Origin of the sequence: Microbacterium ureisolvens, assembly GCF_019511645.1 — a bacterium.
GTDB lineage: Bacteria > Actinomycetota > Actinomycetes > Actinomycetales > Microbacteriaceae > Microbacterium > Microbacterium ureisolvens_A.
The window spans coordinates 107,661-125,199 of sequence record NZ_JAEUAX010000011.1 but is presented as its reverse complement, the minus strand read 5'-3'; the positions used below and the strand labels follow the sequence as shown (position 1 = coordinate 125,199).

Below are 17,539 nucleotides of genomic sequence, written 5' to 3'. Positions count from 1 at the left end.
GGCGGGGGTTGACACCGCTTCTGAGCATGTGCCTGGGCCGGCGGCGCCCCGGTGCACGGTCTGGGCGGGCGGCGCTACGGGGCAGTCAGCAGCGCGTCGATCTGACCGGGCGGCATGGGCCGGGCGAACAAGTACCCCTGCCCCCGGTCGCATCCCATCGTCTTGACCTTCTCCAGTTGCTGCGGAGTCTCGATGCCCTCCGCGACGACGCGGATACCGGCATCGTGAGCGACGGTGATCGCTGTACCCATCGTTCTTTCAGCCGTGGGCGACTCGTCCACCACCAGGGCGCGGTCGATCTTCAGCTCGGTGGCGTGAAGCCGCTTGAGCTGGGTGAGGGATGCCTGACCGGCGCCGAAGTCATCGATCGCGATGCCGAGCCCCATCGCCCGCAGTCGGTCGAGCCTGGCGACGACCGCCGACACGTTTCCGATGTGGCGTCCCTCGGTGATCTCGAGCGTGAGTCGCCGGGCAGGATGGCTGATTCGTTGGACGAGCCGTCCCAGCCACGTGGCGAACGCTGAGTCCTGCAGTTGCGCCGGTGAGACATTGACCGATACGTCGATGCCCCACTTGGCCATCACCGCGATCGCCTGCGTGGCCATGTACCGGCCGATCTCTCCGATCATCCCGTCTTCTTCGGCGACCGGGATGAACACGTTCGGTCCGACCAGACCCCACTCCGGATGATTCCAGCGGCACAGGGCCTCGACGGCGACCACCCGATTGCTGAGCAGGTCGATCTGGGGCTGGAACCACGCAGCGATCTCCGAGCGGTCGAGCGCATGCGTCAGCGCTCTCGATATCTCACTTCTCACAGCCACGGCTTCTCGCTTCGGTGCTGGCCGGTCACCCCGACCCGTGCCTCCCGTGCCGCCATTCTCGCACCGGGTGCACGGCCAACTTGCGTCTTGACGGCATCCGACATCGTCGGGTAGAGAGCCACTGCTTTGCGCCACGGTCCGACCACGCGTCGATCTGTCCGCCGGATCCGGCCCGTCGAGCGCGACCCGGTCCGCTGACTACGATTCCTTAGGGGCACCACTGCCTCGCCAGATAGGACGCCATGACCGACGCCCGGACGATTGCCGTTCTGCACCCGAACAATGTGACCTTTCCGGTCACCCGACCGGTCGGATGCTGATGCTGCCGATCCTTTCCGCGACGGAGGAAGTCCTCCGCGAGACACGAGAGTTCCTCATCTCATGACCGAATCGATCGCCGACGGCTGGTTCGACCACGCGCCGTGCGGGCTGATCGCGATGTCGATCGACGGCGTCATCCGCGATGTCAACGACCGGTTCCTGACATGGACCGGACACGCGCGGGGCGACCTCGTCGACCGACCGATCGCGACGCTGGTAGGTGCCGGGAGCCGGCGTGTGTGGGAAGAGCGCGTCGCACCGATGATGCACCTGCGCGATGCCGTCGATGAGGTCGCCCTCGACCTCGTCCGCGCCGACGGCACGACGATGCCCGCCCTGATCAACGCTGCACAGGACGGCGAGAGTCCGCTCATCCGCATGGCCGTGTTCAACGCCACCGAGCGCGTGCGCTACGAACGCGACCTGCTCGCGGCCCGCCGCGCGGCAGAGTCGTCCCAGCAACGCGTCCGCGTTCTTCAGGAGCTCTCCACGACGTTCGGACTGACCGCCACCGACGAGGAAGTGGCCCGGTCGTTCGCCGAGGCCGCCCGCGACGCCTTCGGTGCCCGTGAGACCGCGGTCTTGCTTGCCGGTGACGACGGCGAGCTCACATTGACAGCGGGCGTCAATCCACTGGCCGGGAGGGTCGCTCCGGTTCCGCCCCTGCGGCAGACCGAAGACGTGACCGTCGTGACCGCCGACGGTGTCGAATTCCCGGAGGTCGCCGCAGGTCTTCGCGAGGCGGGCCTGACGTCGCTGAGCGTGACCCCGCTGCTGGCGGACGGAGTGCGACAGGGCACGCTCGTGTGCTTTTTCGACGGCAGCGCCGACTTCGATGCCGAGTACTACGACCTGCAGCGGGCGCTGGGCCGCCAAGCCTCGCAGACCCTCGTGCGTGTGAGGCTGCAGCGCCGGCTCGCAGCTCTCGCCCTCCACGATCAGCTCACCGGCGTCGCCAACCGGCAACTGCTCCAACTCACCCTCGATGAGGCGCTCACCGCGGCGATCGAACGCGGCGAACCCCTGTCGGTGCTGTTCCTGGACATCGACGAGTTCAAGAGCATCAACGACGCTTTCGGTCATGCCGCGGGGGACCTCGTCCTGGTCGAGCTCGCCACCAGGCTCGCCCAGAGCGTCCGCGCCGGAGATGTCGTCGGCCGCATCGGCGGCGACGAGTTCGTCGCCGTCTGCCCGGGCGCCGACGCAGAGGCCGCGGCGATCGTCGCGGAGCGGATCCTGTCGATCTGCCGCGCGCCGATCCCCGTCGTGGAGGGCATCGTCTCGGCCTCGGTCAGTGTCGGAGTGTCGGTGTTCCGCCCAGGAAGCGATGCTCGCCCCGGCGCCGAACAGATGCTGATGCGTGCGGACGCGGCCATGTACGACGCCAAACGCGCCGGCAAAGACCGCATGACCCTGAGCGCCGCACTCTGACGGCGGCACCCGGAGATGTCGCGTGGGAGGGTGGTCTCGTGAAGAATCCGATCCAGCGCCTCAGTGAGCTCACCACAGAGCATTCGCTCACTGTGGCCGTCGCGGAATCGCTCACCTGCGGTTTGCTGGCGAGCGAGATCGGCAAGGGCGAGAATGCGAGCGAGTGGTTCTGCGGAGCGGTCGTCGCCTACCAGACGGCGGTGAAGGAGCAGGTGCTGGGCGTGACTGACGGTCTCGACCCGTGCTCCGCCGAGTGCGCCAGCCGCCTCGCGCAAGGAGTCCGCAGCCTCCTGCAGGCTGACATCGCTGTCGCCACGACCGGTGTGGGCGGGCCCGACAGCGAAGACGGGCATCCGCCCGGCACAGTGTTCCTCGGTTGGGCCGACGCCACAGGGTCGGGCGCCGAACTGTTCCACTTCGGCGGCGAACCCGAGGACGTACTCCGGGCGACGGTCGACCGGGCCATGATTCTGCTCGTCGGTCTCGCCGGCGGCCAGGGTCTAGCCGACGGCGGTCCCTCAACTTCACCGCGATGAGCACTTACGGTGCGGCTTGCTTCATGCGGCCCCGCAACCGTGGGAGCTGAAACGCTGGTCTTCTTCTCGTTCGTCGCCGCGAGAACCGTCATCGTCGCACTCGTGTCCGAACTCGTCAACCCACGCGCGGGAGCGATGACCCCGGCATACGTTCGACAGGCGAGCGATTCCGAGCACGAGGAGCGAGGTGGTCCCATGGGGGCGGTGACGTGGCAGGGCAAGCGGAGCATCAGCGTCGAGACCGTACCCGACCGGCGTGATGGATCTCGTGACTCACCGGGCGCCCCTCGATGATGCGCCGGCCCTCTACGAGACCTTCCAGAAGAGCGAGGACGGATGCTTCAAGGTCGGCCTGAAGCCCTGACGCACGGGCCTCGGCGCGGAGTCGTCTCGGCGCTGCTTCGCGACGACGCGCCTGCGCTCCTCACGAGGGGCTACGACTTCGGCGCCCGCATCTGGCGGCGGGCGCGACCCGGGGCGCGGGCCGCACCGATGCGGTTTCTGTTCCGCGACGCGATGCTCGTACGGGGCGCCGAAGGCGTCGACCTGTTCTACAACGCAGACGTCATCGCGCGACATGGCGCGATGCCCGCGATCGTGCAGGAGACGCTGTTCGGACACGGATCCGTGCACAGCCTGGACGGCCCAGCGCACCTTCGCCGCAAAGCCGCCTTCGTCGACATCGCCTACGAAGACGCACAGGTGGAACGGCTCCGTCCGTTGCTGCAGGAGGAGTGGAGCACTGAGCTCGCCGCGTGGGTCGGCGGTGGGGCACGCTCGGCGTACGACGCCGCGGTGGGGGCGTTCGGACGCTCGGCGATGCGGTGGGCGGGCCTGCCCGGCACCCCGGCAGCACAGACCCGATGGGCTGCGCGGCTGGCTCAGATCGTCGACGGCTTCGGGACGCCGTATTCGCCCGGCTACGGCATGGCGCTCATCAACCGCTGGTGGTCCGATGCCCACGCGAAGCGCCTGATCGAGGCAGCGCGCGAGGGGCGCCTCGCGGCGGCGCCCGGCACGGCGCTCGATATCTGGGCACGGCACCTCGATGTGAACGGGCGGGCTCTCGATGCACGGCTCGCCGGCGTGGAGCTGCAGAATGCGATCCGACCGATGATCGCGGTGGCCAGGTTCGTGGCGTTCGCCGCCAAGGAGCTCCACGACCGCCCCGAATGGAGGACACGCATCGCGACGGAATCCGCGGACCGGGAGACGCTCTCACCGGGCCCCCTGGCGGTGGCTTTCGCGCAAGAGGTCCGTCGAACGGCGCCCTTCGTCCCCCTGCTGCCCGCGTGGGCTACCAGCGACGTCGAACTCGACGGCGTCCGGCTGCCGAGCGGAGGCCGCGTCGTTCTGGACATTCTCGGCACCGACACCGATGAGTCCTCGTGGGATCACCCCCACCGCTTCGATCCCGGCCGCTTCGCCGGTATCGACGACTATGAGACGCTGCGTGCGTTCATCCCCCATGGTGGCGCGGACGTTCGCACCGGCCATCGATGCCCGGGTGAGAAGCTCGCCATCGCGGGTCTCGCCACCGCGATCACCGCGCTGAGCGATCCCCGACTCCGGATCTCGGGCGCCGGGCTCGACATCAATCGGCGACGCCTTCCGACCAAGCCGCGATCGGGTGGGCTCGTGCGCGCCTCGGCGACGCGGGGTCGCTGCCCGTTCCACTGACGCAGGGTCCGACCCGACGGTCCACCCGTGCCGCGCGCCCACCTGCACGCCGCTTGCACGGCTACCACGGCGAAATCGACCGCTACGCCGGGCGCAGAGCCGATCGCGACCGACCCCGCAGCGACCGTGCCCGCGCCATCCACCGCCGGGGTGGGAAGTCCTGCGGCCAGTGGACGAGCACCGTGTGGAAGCCCCGGCGAAGACGGAGCAGCCGTGCGCCGTCCACGCTCAGCGGTCGCGGCGAGATGCCGACCGCGGCGCCCCGCACGCGCAGGATGCGGTGCGTCCGGCCGATGTGGAACGAGAGGTCCATGTCGTCATGCAGCAGATCGTCGTCGCGGTGGACCTCGTCGGACACCCCCGACCAGACGTCGCGCCACATCGCCATGTTCGAGCCGAACAAGGGGGTGTGGCCGAGCGTCGGCAGGAGCACCGCACGGTACGCGCCGAGGTACGCGGCCGCGGCACGACGCCGCACCTTGCCGGATGGATCGAGGAACCAGGCATCGCCGGTGACGGCGCCGACCGACCGATCGCCCGCCAACGCAGGCAGGAGCCGCTCGAGCCAGTCGTCGGGAGGCATCGAGTCCGCGTCGAGGCGGGCGATGACCTCACCGCTTGCCATGTCGTAGCCCGAGGCGGCGGCGCTGGCGATTCCCCTCGCCGGACCCCAGACGACGGTCGCTCCGTGCTCCGCGGCCACGGCCGCGGAGCCGTCGCGAGAGCCGTCGTCCACGACGATCACCTCGTCCGGGACCCACGTCTGCCGTACCAGTGCCTCGAGGCACCGGCGCAGCAGCACCGCGTCGTCGCGGACCGGGATGACGACCGTCACCGAGGGCCTGGCGCCTCTCACAGGCGTCCGAACGTCGCTTCCATGTCGGCCATCTCCATCTCCGCGGTGGCTGCGATCAGCGCCGTCAGCTCCGCGTCCGCTCCCGGCGAGAACTCTTCGCGACGCTCGGGTGCGATGGTGATCGGTGTCCCCTCCGGCGCCTGCTGCGAGGCATCCAGCATGGTTCCATCACCTGACGGCGAGAGGCCCTGGAAGATCCTGCCGGCCTCGGACTGGTCGTCGAGATCGAACGAGTACTGCGTGCTCTGCAGGCCCAGGTCGAGCAGGCGCTTGACCTCCGGGAACCGGTCGGCGTTCGTCTTCGGAATGGGCAGCGCCGTCCTCCAGTTCACTCCGAGCGTCTCGAGCGCCTTGGCGTAGGCGTTCTCGTGCGCCTGGTCGCGCACGATCAGGTACGAGATCGTCGACCGTGCTGTCTTGTTGGCCGTCATCTCGTAGATGCGGCACTTCTGCAGGCGCCCCGTCGACTCGAGCATCAGGTTGTAGAGCAGGTCGAGCACCAGGTTGCCCGAGTTATACACGTAGCTGCCGCTCCACGGGTTGCCCGCGGCGTCCACCGGCAGCGCGCCCTGGGCGCCGACCAGGTAGTGATGGATGTTGCCCTCGGAGAGGGCGATGTTCAGCGGCACGGCACCCCCGGCGCCCGGCTCGTCGACGGGGTCGTCGGAGTCTCCCCGATAGCGAGGGGATCCATCGAGCAGACGGGCGATCGTCGTGCCGATGAGTTCGACGTGACCGATCTCCTCGGTGCCGATGCCCTGGAGGAGGTCCTTGTAGGGCTTCGCCTCGGGGCCTCGGAAGTTGATGCTCTGGAACAGGTACTGCATCATCGTGCGCATCTCGCCGAACTGGCCGCCGAGCCCCTCCTGCAGCGCATTGGCCGCCGCGGGGTCGGGCTCGTCCTGCTCGATCGGATTGATGAGCCGTTGCAGGTGGAAGTACATGATGCTCCTTCGGAATAGCGATGGAGCATCCACCATCCGCGCGGGCCGAGCGTGCGTCGTGGGGGTCGACGCAGCCGTGGTCACGCGCTACCCTGCCCCTGGCCCATCGGCGATCGGTCGATACGGATGACGGATGCTGCGGCCCACGGCATCCGTCACATTCCGGCGCTCCCATCACGCGGGCCGCATCGTCGCCTGCGATCCCGCGGCAAGCGCGGCGGCGGTGCGCACGACCGTCTGCTGCATCACCTCGGCGGCGGACGTGGGAGACATGTCGGTGACCCGCGCGACGCTGATGGTGCGTGTCAGGCTCGGCGCCGAGAGGCGCACCGACCGCAGCCCGGAACGCTCGATGAGCACCATCGCGGGCACGATCGCGACGCCGATGCCGCGCTCGACGAAGCGCAGCACGGCATCCATCTCGGCGCCTTCGATGACCGTGTGCGGCGTCAGTCCCGCCCCGGCGAAAGCGGCATCGGTGGTCGCGCGCAGATCGTAGGTCGAGCTGAAGGCGACCTGCGGCAGCGCGGCGACGTCGCCGAGGTCCATGCTCTCCTGCGTCGTGAGCGGAGGGGCGCTGCTCGAGGAGATGACGACGAGCTCTTCGACGAGAAGCGGGGTGACAGTGAATCTCTCCGCGGATGCTGCGCCCGAGGTGGTGATGAGCGCGAGATCCAGTTCGCCGCCCGCCAGGTCGTCGAGCAGACCGCGCGAGCCGCGCTCGGTGATGTGCAACTCGACTCCGGGGTGCGCGGTGTGGAACACGCTGAGCACCTCGGCGACGAGGCTGATGCAGAGAGTGGGTGTGGCGCCGAGACGGACGCGGCCGCGCCGGAGGCCGGCCAGCTCGTCGATCTCGCGACGAACCGATGCCGCGTCCGCCAGCATCCGGCGGGCAAGCGGCAGCAGCGCCTCGCCCGCTGCGGTCGGTGTGCTGCCCGCGCGAGCGCGGTTGAAGAGTTCCGCACCCAGACTCTGCTCGAGGGTGGAGATCTGGCGGCTGAGCGACGGCTGCGCGAGGTGAAGCTGCTCGGCGGCACGGGTGAAATTGCCCAGCTGGGCGACGGTCACGAAGGCGCGGAGCTGGTCGAGGTTCACATCAATAGCCTAGGCGTATCGACATTACGACAAATATGCATTGGAGTAATCCGAATAGCCCGCTTAGCGTGGCTGACGTGATCCCCGCAGAACGCCAGCTCTCCACCACCGTCCTCGTGATCGGCACCGGCGGCTCCGGCCTGCGCGCAGCCATCGAACTCGCCGAAGCGGGGGTCGACGTGGTCGCGCTGGGCAAGCGCCCGAAGTCCGACGCCCACACCTCCCTCGCCGCCGGCGGAATCAACGCCGCCCTCGGCACCATGGATGCCGACGACAGCTGGCAGCAGCACGCCGCCGACACGCTCAAGGAGAGCTACCTGCTCGCCAACCCGCACACCGTCGAGATCGTCACATCGGGCGCCGCTCGGGGGATCGAGGACCTCGAGCGGTACGGCATGCCCTTCGCCCGTGAGGACGACGGCCGCATCTCGCAGCGGTTCTTCGGCGCGCACACATACCGTCGCACTGCGTTCGCGGGCGACTACACGGGGCTCGAGATCCAGCGAACGCTGATCAACCGGGCGGCGCAGCTGCAGGTGCCCATCCTCGACACCGTCTATGTGACCCGCATCCTCGTCAACGACGACGGCGCGGTGTTCGGCGCCTACGGCTTCGACCTCGAGGACGGAACGCGCTACCTCATCCATGCCGACGCGGTGATCCTCGCCGCCGGCGGGCACAATCGCATCTGGCGGCGGACGTCGTCCCGTCGCGATGAGAACACCGGCGATTCGTTCCGTCTCGCCGTCGAGGCGGGCGGCCGGCTTCGCGACCCGGAACTCGTGCAGTTCCACCCGAGCGGCATCATCGAGCCCGAGAACGCCGCCGGCACCCTCATCTCGGAGGCGGCGCGCGGCGAGGGCGGCATCCTTCGCAACGGCCTCGGCGAGCGCTTCATGCACAGGTACGACCCCGAGCGCCTCGAGCTGTCGACGCGCGACCGTGTCGCGCTGGCCTGCTACACCGAGATCAAGGAGGGGCGCGGCACCGCGAACGGCGGAGTGTGGCTCGACGTCTCGCACCTCCCGCGCGAGACGATCATGACCCGCCTCCCCCGGGTGTACCAGACGATGCTCGAGCTGCAGATGCTCGACATCACCAAGGACCCGATCGAGATCGCGCCGACCGCGCACTACTCGATGGGCGGCGTCTGGGTGCGCTCGTCCGACCACTCCACCGACGTGCCGGGCCTCTATGCCATCGGCGAGGCGTCTTCCGGCCTTCACGGAGCCAACCGGCTCGGCGGCAACTCGCTCATCGAGCTTCTCGTGTTCGGCCGCATCGTCGGACAGGCCGCCGCCGCGTACTCCGCGGCGCTGCCCGCGCAGACGCGGTCGGCTTCGGCCGTCGCGACCGCCCGCGCGGAGATCGACGACCTGCTCGCAGCATCCGGAACCGAGAACGTCCGCGCGCTCCAGCGAGCCATCCGCGACACGATGACCGAATACGCCGGCGTCGTCCGCGACGAGCAGGGGCTTCTCGCCGGGCTCGCCGAGCTCGACGCGATCGAGGCGCGGATGTCGGATATCGGCGTGCACCCCGACATCGCGGGGTATCACGATCTCGCACACGCATTCGACCTGAAGTCGGCGGCGCTGGCCGCACGGGCGACGCTCGAGGCCGCGCTCGAGCGGCGGGAGACGCGCGGCTGCCACAACCGCAGCGACTACCCCGACATCGATCCCGACCTTCAGGTCAATCTGGTGTGGTCGCCCGCCACCAGGGTCGTACGGGAGCCGATCCCGCCGATCCCCGCTGAGATCCGCGCGCTGATGCGCGAGGTGTCCATCGCGGGCAAGCTGGTCGAGTAGTCGTCGCACCCTCGTCTCGACGTCGCAGGCCACATCGGTCGATGGCGGGTTCTAGCCCCTTCGGCGCCGGGCTGCAACCCCCGAGAGCGCCGGCGAGTCGTCAAGTAGAAAAGGATTCGTGAAGCGGGTGATCTACGCGGGAAGCGAGTTCGTGACGGGAGATGAAATCGCCGCGACACTTCTGCGCCTCGGCCAGGCGCTGGCCGAAGCGGCCGAGGCCGAGGCCGTGACGGTTCCGACCAGGGAGCCGGACGGCTCGGTGGGTGAGGTGACGGTACTCATCGGCCCCGCGAGCCAGATGGTCGCGCGTGACGCCTACGACGACAATGGGGAGCTCGTCGATGAGGGTGCGATCGAGCGGATGAGGGCCATCCAGCGCCGTCTGCACCCGATCGCCACCGTCGACCCCGCCGCATCCGCCGAGGTCGACTGGGAAGACGAGATCTGACCGGCGTCCTCAGCGGAAGTCCCTGGCACGATGCTGCACGCCGACGCGGAGGTCTTCGAACGCGTCGGCGATGAGGTTGGTCACGCCCTCGGCCGAGCGCTCGAGCATGCCGCGCGCGATGAGCGCGGGCGAGTCGCGCACGATGCGGCGGTACCGGTTCCAGACGCCGAGTGAGCACACGATGTTGACGAGACCGTGTTCGTCCTCGAGATTGAGGAACGTGATTCCGGATGCTGTGGCCGGCCTCTGCCGGTGGGTCACGAGGCCCGCGACCTCGACGCGGCGGCCGACCTCATGGCTGCGCAGTTCGCGCGACGTCAGGACCCCGCGTGCGTCGAGCCCGGAGCGGTAGTGGGTGATCGGGTGGTCGTCGGTCGAGATGCCCGTCGCCCACAGGTCGGCGGCGAGACGCTCGTAGCTGGTGGGGTCGGCGAACAGCGGCGGCTGCACGGCGATGAGCGAGTCCGGCAGGAACTCGGGGCGGTCCTGTGCCGCCGATCCGGCGAGCCAGATCGCCTCGCGCCTGCTGAGGCCGAGGCATTCGAACGCCCCCGCCGTGGCGAGCGCCTCGACCTGGACCGCGGTGATGCTGGTGCGGCGCACGAGATCGCGGAGGTCGCGGAACAGCCCTCCCGACTCGCGCGCGGCGACGATGCGCTGGGCGACCGTCGCGCCGATCCCCTTCACCCCCGCAAGCCCCAGCCGCACCGCGAACCTCCCGTCGCGGCGATGCGCGGCGGATTCGTCGGGCGCGTCGATGTCGAAGAGCCCGACGGGCGGCTGCTTGCGCTCGACGCACGAGTCGAGGCCGGTGGGCCCGTCGACCTGCTCAGGGAGCGAGGTCCCCCCGGTCGCTGAGCCTGTGGAAACGCGGGCAACGGCCTCGAGCACGGCTTCGCTGCCCGACAGATGCAGGTCAGGACGACGCACCTCGACGCCGTGGTGGCGCGCGTCGCCCACGAGGGTCGCGGGTGAATAGAAGCCCATCGGCTGCGCCCGCAGAAGGCCCGCGAGGAACGCCGCCGGATAGTGCAGCTTGATCCACGAACTGGCGTACACGAGCAGCGCGAACGACAGCGAGTGCGATTCGGCGAACCCGAAGTTCGCGAACGCCTGGATCTTGGCGTAGATCGCGTCGGCCTCCTCGCCGACCAGGTTGTTCTCGGCCATGCCGGCGTACAGCTTCTTCTTCAGCGAGTCGATGCGCTCGATCCCGCGCTTGGACCCCATGGCACGGCGGAGCAGGTCGGCGTCCTCGCCGGTGAGCCCGCCGACGGCCATGCCCATCTGCATGAGCTGCTCCTGGAACACCGGGATGCCGAGCGTGCGCTCCAGCACCGGCACGAGCTTGGGATGCGGGTAGGTCACGTCCTCTTGTCCGAGCTTGCGCTTGACGAACGGATGCACCGCGCCGCCCTGGATGGGGCCGGGGCGGATGAGCGCGATCTCGATCACGAGGTCGTAGAACCGGCGCGGCTGCAGGCGCGGGAGAAGGCCCATCTGCGCGCGCGACTCGACCTGGAACACTCCGATCGAGTCGGCACGGCACAGCATGTCGTAGACCGCCTTCTCCTCCTTCGGGAGCGTCGACAGCTCCCAGTCCTCCCCGGTCGACGCCCGGATCATGTCGAAGCAGTACTGCAGGGCGGCCAGCATCCCGAGGCCCAGCAGGTCGAACTTCACGAGGCCCATCCAGGCGGCGTCGTCCTTGTCCCACTGGATCACCGTGCGGTTCTCCATGCGGGCATGCTCGATCGGCACGACCTCGCCCACCGGGCGGTCGGTGAGCACCATGCCGCCGGAATGGATGCCGAGATGCCTCGGCGCCTTGAGCAGCTCAGACGCGAATTCCAGCACCTGGTCGGGGATGTCGTGACCGGCGCCGGTCTCGAGGAGGGCGCCCCACCCTTCGATCTGCTTCGACCACGCGTCCTGCTGCCCTGGCGAATGCCCCAGCGCCTTGGCCATGTCGCGCACGGCGTTCTTCGGCCGGTACTGGATGACGTTGGCGACCTGTGCCGCACGGTCGCGCCCGTACTCCCGGTACACCCACTGGATGACCTCTTCCCGGCGGTCGGAGTCGAAGTCGACGTCGATGTCGGGCTCCTCCTCACGCAGGCTCGACAGGAACCGCTCGAACGGCAGGTCGTACGCGATCGCGTCGACGGCGGTGATGTCGAGCAGGTAGCAGATGGCGCTGTTGGCGGCGGACCCCCGCCCCTGGCAGAGGATGCCCTGACTCCGGGCGAACTGCACGATGCCGTGGACGATCAGGAAGTACCCCGGGAAGTCCTTCATCTCGATGACCCCGAGCTCCTTCTCGATGCGCGCCCGGTCATCCTCGGTCAGGTCGGGGTACTTGCGCGGCACCGCCTCCCACACCAAGTGCCGCAGCCATGACATCGGAGTGTGTCCTTCGGGCACCTTCTGCTTCGGCAGCGCCGGCTTCGCCTTGCGCAGCGGGAAGGCGAGCTCGTCGGCGAGCGTCACGGTCCGGGCGACGGCATCCGGGAATCGCACGAAACGCTCCGCCATCTCTGCCCCCGACCGCAGGTGGGCGCCGGCGTGCGCGGGCAGCCAGCCGTCGAGCTCGTCGAGGCCGCGGTTCGCGCGTACGGCGGCCACCGCCGCGGCGAGCAGCTGCCGCTTCGGCACGGCGTAGTGGACATTGTTGGTCGCCAGGAGTGGGAGACCGCGCTCCCGCGCGAGCCCGACGAGCACGTCGTTGTCGCGGGTGTCGAGGGGATTGCCGTGGTCGATGAGTTCGACGTGGACGTTGTCTTTCCCGAACAGTCTCACGAGACGGTCGAGTTCGCCGGCCGCCGCATCGGGGCTCTCGGCGAGGGCACGCCGCACGGCGCCCTTCCGGCATCCGGTGAGCACCGCCCACTCCCCCGCCGCCTGTGCGGCGAGCTCTTCGAGATCGTAGATCGGCCTGCCCTTCTCCGCGCCCTGCAGCTGCGCGTGGGTGATCGCGCCCGCCAGCCGGTGGTAGCCCTCCTCACCCCGTGCGAGCACCAGCAGGTGCGCGCCGACGGGGTCGGCCTCGCCGTTCTGCGGCTTCGGGAGCTCGAGCGACAGCTCGGCGCCGAACACGGTCTTGAGCTGGAGCGCCTCGGCGGCCTCGGCGAACCGGACGATGCCGTAGAACCCGTCGTGATCGGTGACCGCGAGGGCGTGCAGTCCCAGGCGCTCGGCCTCCTCGGCGAGCTCCTCGGGCGAGGAGGCCCCGTCGAGGAACGAGTACGACGAGTGCGCGTGCAGCTCGGCATACGGGATCGCATCGGCCGGACGCTCGATCTCGGGTGCGACGTACGGCCCCCGCTTGTGCGACCACGCAGGGCTGTCGCCGCCGTCCGCGCCGACCGGCGGCGCATCGGGCCGGCGACGGCCGCTCAGCACGCGCTCCATCTCGGACCACGGCACACCCGGGTTGTTGAAGCCCATCAGTCCGGCCCCCTAGTCATAGGTCGCCTCTGCCGTCCAGACGTCGCCGTCGCACACCAGCAGCCACGCGGACCCGTCGGCGTCGACGACCTGGAACCGATGCGCACGGCGCGAGCGCGCAGCATCCCATCCCCGCTCCACCACCGGCCACGGCCCCGCCCATGCCTCGATCGGGCGCCGGCGCCCGCTCTCGATGAAGAGCGCGGGCACGGCCGACACGTTGCCCCGCTCGTCGACGTCGACGAGCTCGCCGCCCAGCGCCCGCACGTCTACCGGCACCGGGTCGGCGAACACCGTCGCCGGCAGCGGGTCGGGCAGGCTGCCCGGCCAGGGGCGCGCGCGCTGCGCCGCGAGGCCGCCGGCGCCCGTCGCCTTGCGATCGCGTTCGTCCTTGTCTCCCCACGGCACGAGCACCTGGCGCTCGGCCAGCCACCGGCCGCCGCCGATCGCGGGTGTCAGCACGCCGCGGTGCCCGAGCATCGCCTGCACGCGCGACAGCGCATGGTGCACCCGCTCCTCAGGACCCCCGCCGAACAGCGCAGGAGCGTGATGGGATGCCGCATCCACCGCCTCCGGCGAGATCCGCACGAGCGTGACCCCACTGCGCAGCCCGCCCCCGGCCGCGTCGCCGGCGCCGACGTCTTCCGCGAGCTGCCACCGCACGCGGTCCACGACCGCCGCGGCATCGAACGAACCGGGATGCAGCCATACCCTCTCGCTGCGCTCCCCGCGGTCGCCCATGAGTTCGACCCGCAGCTCGGTGCAGACGAGGTCCACCGCACCGAGACCCGCGACGAAGTCGTCGGCGGTCACGCGCATGGCGAACGCCACCTGGTCGGCGATCTCGAGAGGCGGCTCGAACACGACCTCGCGCTGCAGCTCGGGCGGCGGCGTGCGCGGCTGCACCGGTCGGGAATCGCGCCCCGCGGCGAGCGCGTGGAGCCGGACTCCCCGCTCGCCGAACCGCTCGCGCACGCGATCGGTCTGCATCTCGGCGAACCCGCCGAGGGTCTGCACACCCAGCCGGGCGAGCAGGCCTACGAGGTCCGTCGCCTCCTTCGCACCCGCCGCACCGGTGCCGAGCATCGCCGAGGCGTCGAGCACCGAGACCGGCAGCGGTGCGAGGAAGCCGGCCGCACCGCCCGCGGGAACGGCGAAGACCGGATCGGCGGCGCTCGTGCCGCCGCGCGCCGCCTGCTCCGCGGTGAACGGGCCGTCGGCGATTCCCACCCGCACCCCGTCGAGTCCTGCGTCGCGCAGGGTGCCGACCAGCATACGAGCGGCCTCGATCTCACCGCCGTAGTACCGCGCCGGACCGCGGGCGTGCAGCGCACACAGTCCTGGACGCACCAGCTGCACGCCGGGTGCTTTCTCCTCGATCAGCGACACGATCGGGGCGAACGCACGGTGGTCACGGGCGGCGTCCGCGGTGACCAGCGTCAGCCCGGGGCACCGCGCCTGGGCATCGCGCCGGCGCTGCCCGCGGCGCACCCCCTCCGCGCGCGCGGACGCCGAGCACGCGACCACGAGGTTGCGCTCCAAGACGGCGACCGGGGGCTTCGATGCGGACTTCTCCTGCGCCGCATGCGTTCGGGCGCCGGGCCGCTCCTCGATGGCGTCCTCCGACGTTGCCTCGGCCGCGCCCGCCTCCCGCTCCAGAGCCGTGACCGGCCAGTCGGGGAACCACAGCACGAGGCTGCGCACCGGCATGCCCGACGACATGTCACCCCACCGCCCTGATCAGCTGCGGGAAGGACTCCCGAGACTCCGCAGGCAACGCTTCGACGGGGCGCATGCGCTCTGGCGCGGCGGAGACATGCCCCGCCGCATCCGGAAGCATCACACGAGCCCGTCGCGAACGCGGCCAGCGCCGACTGGACGACGTGAGCGTCACCGCGCGGCCCGAGAGGTAGCCGTGCCCGCGGCCGACACCCTCCCACGTCGGCTCACCCACCTCGATCACGGCCTCGGCCTGCGGCCACGGCCCCTGCACGAGCAGCACCGCGCCGCGATCGCGCAGCCGTGCCGCCAGACGGGAGATCTCGCCGTCGGCCGCCCGCCCCGACGGGCGCACCGCGACCACCGGCAGCACCTCGGCGACGGTCGAGGTCACCGCGAGCCAGCGCGCGCCCGGATCGGGGATGAGCACGAGCCGCGACAGGTCGACCCCCAGCCCCTCGGCCGCCTCGGCGCCGAGCCGCGGCATGCCGATCACCCCGCACCACGAGCCTGCCTGCGACGGCTGGGCCAGCAGCGCCAGCAGCACCGACGTCGAGCGCGGCAAGGAGTAGGCGGACCCCGGGCGCAGACCGCCCCCGGGAAGCAGCGAGGCGAGCGCAGGATGCACCGGGAGCACCGGCGCATCGAGCCGCCGGCCCTGCACCCGCTCGACCTGGGCCCGCAGCTGCGCGATGGTACCCGCGGACGATGAGCCCGCGGACGATGAGCCCGCGGACGATGAGCCCGCAGACGATGAACCTGCAGGCGACGCACCGACTGCGCCGAGGGCGGCAGGCTGCGTGCCCGTCGGCGCCTGGCCGGCGGGCTCGTGCACGTGCTGTGCGGTGAGCTGCACGATCGCCCTCATTCCCACATCATAGAACGCATGTTCTAGTGTTTCAATCGCTGGGAATGAGCGTAGTACCGGCTTCCGACAGTTATGTTCGAGACTGCATCGCCAACGACGTCGCACCCAGACGCGGGGCCCGTCGCGCAGGCGTCGCACCCAGCACGATCCCGGCGAGCACGAGGCCCACCCCCACGACCTGCGGCACCCCGAACGCCTCCCCCGCCACGGCCACGCCGAGCACGACGCCGGTGACCGGGTTGAGAAGTCCGACCACACCGACCACCCCTGGCGAGAGACGCCGAAGCCCCGAGAACCACGCGGCATAGGCGAGCGCCGTGGCGATGAGTGCGAGGTAGGCGAAGCCGAGCGCCGACGACGCGGTGAGCATCGGCGGCGGGCCCTCGACGAGCAGCGCCGCCGGAAGCAGCACGACCGACCCGGCGACGAGCTGCCACGCCGTCATCGACAGCGCAGGAACATCCGAGCCCCATCGCGCGGTGAGCACGAACCCGATCGACGACGCGACCATCGCCCCGAGCGACGCGGCGACCCCCCACGGGTCGGCACCCTCCGCATCGAAGCCCAGCATCACCGCCACGCCGACAAGACCGACGGTCGCGCCCACGACGGCGGCCGGCCGAGGCCGGCGATGCAGCAGCAGCCACGCGAACAGCAGCATGCACGCGGCGGATGCCGACATCAGCGTCGCGGCAAGGCTCGACGGCAGACGCTGCCCGGCGACGTACACCAGCACGAAGAAACCGCCGACGTTCAGCGCGCCGAGCAGGAGCGAGCGCCACCACCACGACCCGCGCGGAAGACGGCGCGCGAGGATCAGCACGATGAGCCCTGCCGGCAGCGCCCGCAGCACGCCGCCCCACAGTGGGGATTCCGGCGGCAGCAGGCTGCGCGTGACGACATACCCGCTCCCCCACGCGACCGGGGCGATCGCCGTCACCAGGATCCACATCCATCGGTTATCTTCCATGGAAGATACTTTATCTTACCGGGAAGATAACATGGACCCATGGCCGTAGCCGACCTCTCCCCGCACGACGAACCCCTCGACCGCGTCGCCCAGATCCAAGATGAGTGGCGCCGCGAGCGCCCCGAACTCGATCCCTCACCGCAGGGCGTGATCGGACGCCTCCACCTCGTCGCACTCCACCTCACCGAGCGGCTCGTCGCGGTCTACGACGAGTTCGGCCTCAGCGAGGGAGAGTTCGACGTGCTCGCAACCCTCCGCCGCGCCGGCGCCCCCTTCGAGCGCGGTGCCGGCGAACTCGCCGACCACACCCTGGTCACCACCGGCGGGCTCACCAAGCGGGTCGACCGCCTCGCCGCACGAGGGCTCGTCGAACGGCGGGCCGAGGCATCCGACGCCCGAAAGCGCCTGGTGCGACTCACCCCGGAGGGCCGGAACCTGATCGATCGCGCCATCGCCGCACACCTCGCGAACGAGCGCCGCATCCTCGATGACCTCGGCACGACGGATGCTGCGGCCCTCGAGCAGATCCTCACCCGCTGGCTGCGCGTGCTCGACCAGACCTGACGGAGAAGTCCGCGAAAACGTC

General features: G+C 70.2%; 14 protein-coding genes and 1 pseudogene. 7 read left to right on the top strand and 8 right to left on the bottom strand.

All coding sequences use genetic code 11. From position 1 onward, the window contains the following. Positions 1-74: 74 nt before the first annotated feature. Complete coding sequence (locus JNB61_RS16770) at positions 75-818, bottom strand: EAL domain-containing protein (RefSeq protein ID WP_220340376.1); 744 nt, start codon at positions 816-818, stop codon at positions 75-77. 387 nt (positions 819-1,205) lie between these two features. On the opposite strand from JNB61_RS16770, the gene JNB61_RS16765 reads away from it, so the two are divergent. The 4 genes and pseudogenes from JNB61_RS16765 to JNB61_RS16745 all read left to right on the top strand — a co-directional run bounded on the left by JNB61_RS16765 (position 1,206) and on the right by JNB61_RS16745 (position 4,792). Continuing rightward, positions 1,206-2,576 carry a diguanylate cyclase gene (locus JNB61_RS16765; RefSeq protein WP_220340375.1) on the top strand — a complete coding sequence of 457 codons (1,371 nt, stop codon included), beginning with the start codon at positions 1,206-1,208 and terminating at the stop codon, positions 2,574-2,576. Positions 2,577-2,614: 38 nt separating this feature from the next. Further along, positions 2,615-3,112, top strand: coding sequence for a CinA family protein (locus JNB61_RS16760; protein ID WP_220340374.1), 498 nt, complete (start codon positions 2,615-2,617; stop codon positions 3,110-3,112). A gap of 247 nt (positions 3,113-3,359) precedes the next feature. Next, a pseudogene (locus JNB61_RS16750) lies at positions 3,360-3,476 on the top strand (glutathione-dependent formaldehyde dehydrogenase); the annotation flags it as partial. Between the two features lie 128 nt (positions 3,477-3,604). Continuing rightward, a complete protein-coding gene (locus tag JNB61_RS16745) occupies positions 3,605-4,792 on the top strand; it encodes a cytochrome P450 (RefSeq protein ID WP_223214920.1) in 1,188 nt (395 codons plus the stop codon). Between the two features lie 82 nt (positions 4,793-4,874). Here JNB61_RS16745 and JNB61_RS16740 read toward each other — a convergent pair whose 3' ends face one another. The 3 genes from JNB61_RS16740 to JNB61_RS16730 all read right to left on the bottom strand — a co-directional run bounded on the left by JNB61_RS16740 (position 4,875) and on the right by JNB61_RS16730 (position 7,690). Further along, positions 4,875-5,627 carry a glycosyltransferase family A protein gene (locus JNB61_RS16740; RefSeq protein WP_308291285.1) on the bottom strand — a complete coding sequence of 251 codons (753 nt, stop codon included), beginning with the start codon at positions 5,625-5,627 and terminating at the stop codon, positions 4,875-4,877. 17 nt (positions 5,628-5,644) lie between these two features. After that, complete coding sequence (locus tag JNB61_RS16735; RefSeq protein WP_220289557.1) at positions 5,645-6,592, bottom strand: manganese catalase family protein; 948 nt, start codon at positions 6,590-6,592, stop codon at positions 5,645-5,647. 174 nt (positions 6,593-6,766) lie between these two features. Then, positions 6,767-7,690, bottom strand: a complete 924-nt coding sequence (locus tag JNB61_RS16730; protein WP_220340370.1) for a LysR family transcriptional regulator — start codon at positions 7,688-7,690, stop codon at positions 6,767-6,769. 77 nt (positions 7,691-7,767) lie between these two features. Here JNB61_RS16730 and JNB61_RS16725 point away from each other — a divergent pair, with 77 nt between their 5' ends. Both JNB61_RS16725 and JNB61_RS16720 read left to right on the top strand, forming a co-directional pair. Next, positions 7,768-9,501 (top strand): L-aspartate oxidase, encoded by a 1,734-nt coding sequence (locus tag JNB61_RS16725; protein ID WP_220340384.1) that lies wholly within the window; start codon positions 7,768-7,770, stop codon positions 9,499-9,501. A 118-nt stretch (positions 9,502-9,619) separates the two neighbouring features. Further along, positions 9,620-9,949: a hypothetical protein gene (locus JNB61_RS16720; RefSeq protein ID WP_159842851.1), complete on the top strand. Its 330-nt coding sequence runs from the start codon at positions 9,620-9,622 to the stop codon at positions 9,947-9,949. Positions 9,950-9,958: 9 nt separating this feature from the next. Here the strand turns inward: JNB61_RS16720 and JNB61_RS16715 are convergent, their stop codons facing one another. The 4 genes from JNB61_RS16715 to JNB61_RS16700 form a co-directional block, all read right to left on the bottom strand. After that, positions 9,959-13,396: an error-prone DNA polymerase gene (locus JNB61_RS16715; RefSeq protein ID WP_220340369.1), complete on the bottom strand. Its 3,438-nt coding sequence runs from the start codon at positions 13,394-13,396 to the stop codon at positions 9,959-9,961. A 12-nt stretch (positions 13,397-13,408) separates the two neighbouring features. Beyond that, positions 13,409-15,118, bottom strand: coding sequence for a Y-family DNA polymerase (locus tag JNB61_RS16710; RefSeq protein WP_220340368.1), 1,710 nt, complete (start codon positions 15,116-15,118; stop codon positions 13,409-13,411). Position 15,119: 1 nt separating this feature from the next. Next, positions 15,120-15,983 (bottom strand): hypothetical protein, encoded by an 864-nt coding sequence (locus tag JNB61_RS16705; RefSeq protein ID WP_223214911.1) that lies wholly within the window; start codon positions 15,981-15,983, stop codon positions 15,120-15,122. Between the two features lie 70 nt (positions 15,984-16,053). After that, positions 16,054-16,953: a DMT family transporter gene (locus JNB61_RS16700; protein ID WP_223214910.1), complete on the bottom strand. Its 900-nt coding sequence runs from the start codon at positions 16,951-16,953 to the stop codon at positions 16,054-16,056. A gap of 39 nt (positions 16,954-16,992) precedes the next feature. Between JNB61_RS16700 and JNB61_RS16695 the strand changes: the two genes are divergently transcribed. Continuing rightward, a complete protein-coding gene (locus tag JNB61_RS16695; protein WP_220340367.1) occupies positions 16,993-17,517 on the top strand; it encodes a MarR family winged helix-turn-helix transcriptional regulator in 525 nt (174 codons plus the stop codon). The last annotated feature ends 22 nt before the right edge of the window (positions 17,518-17,539 follow it).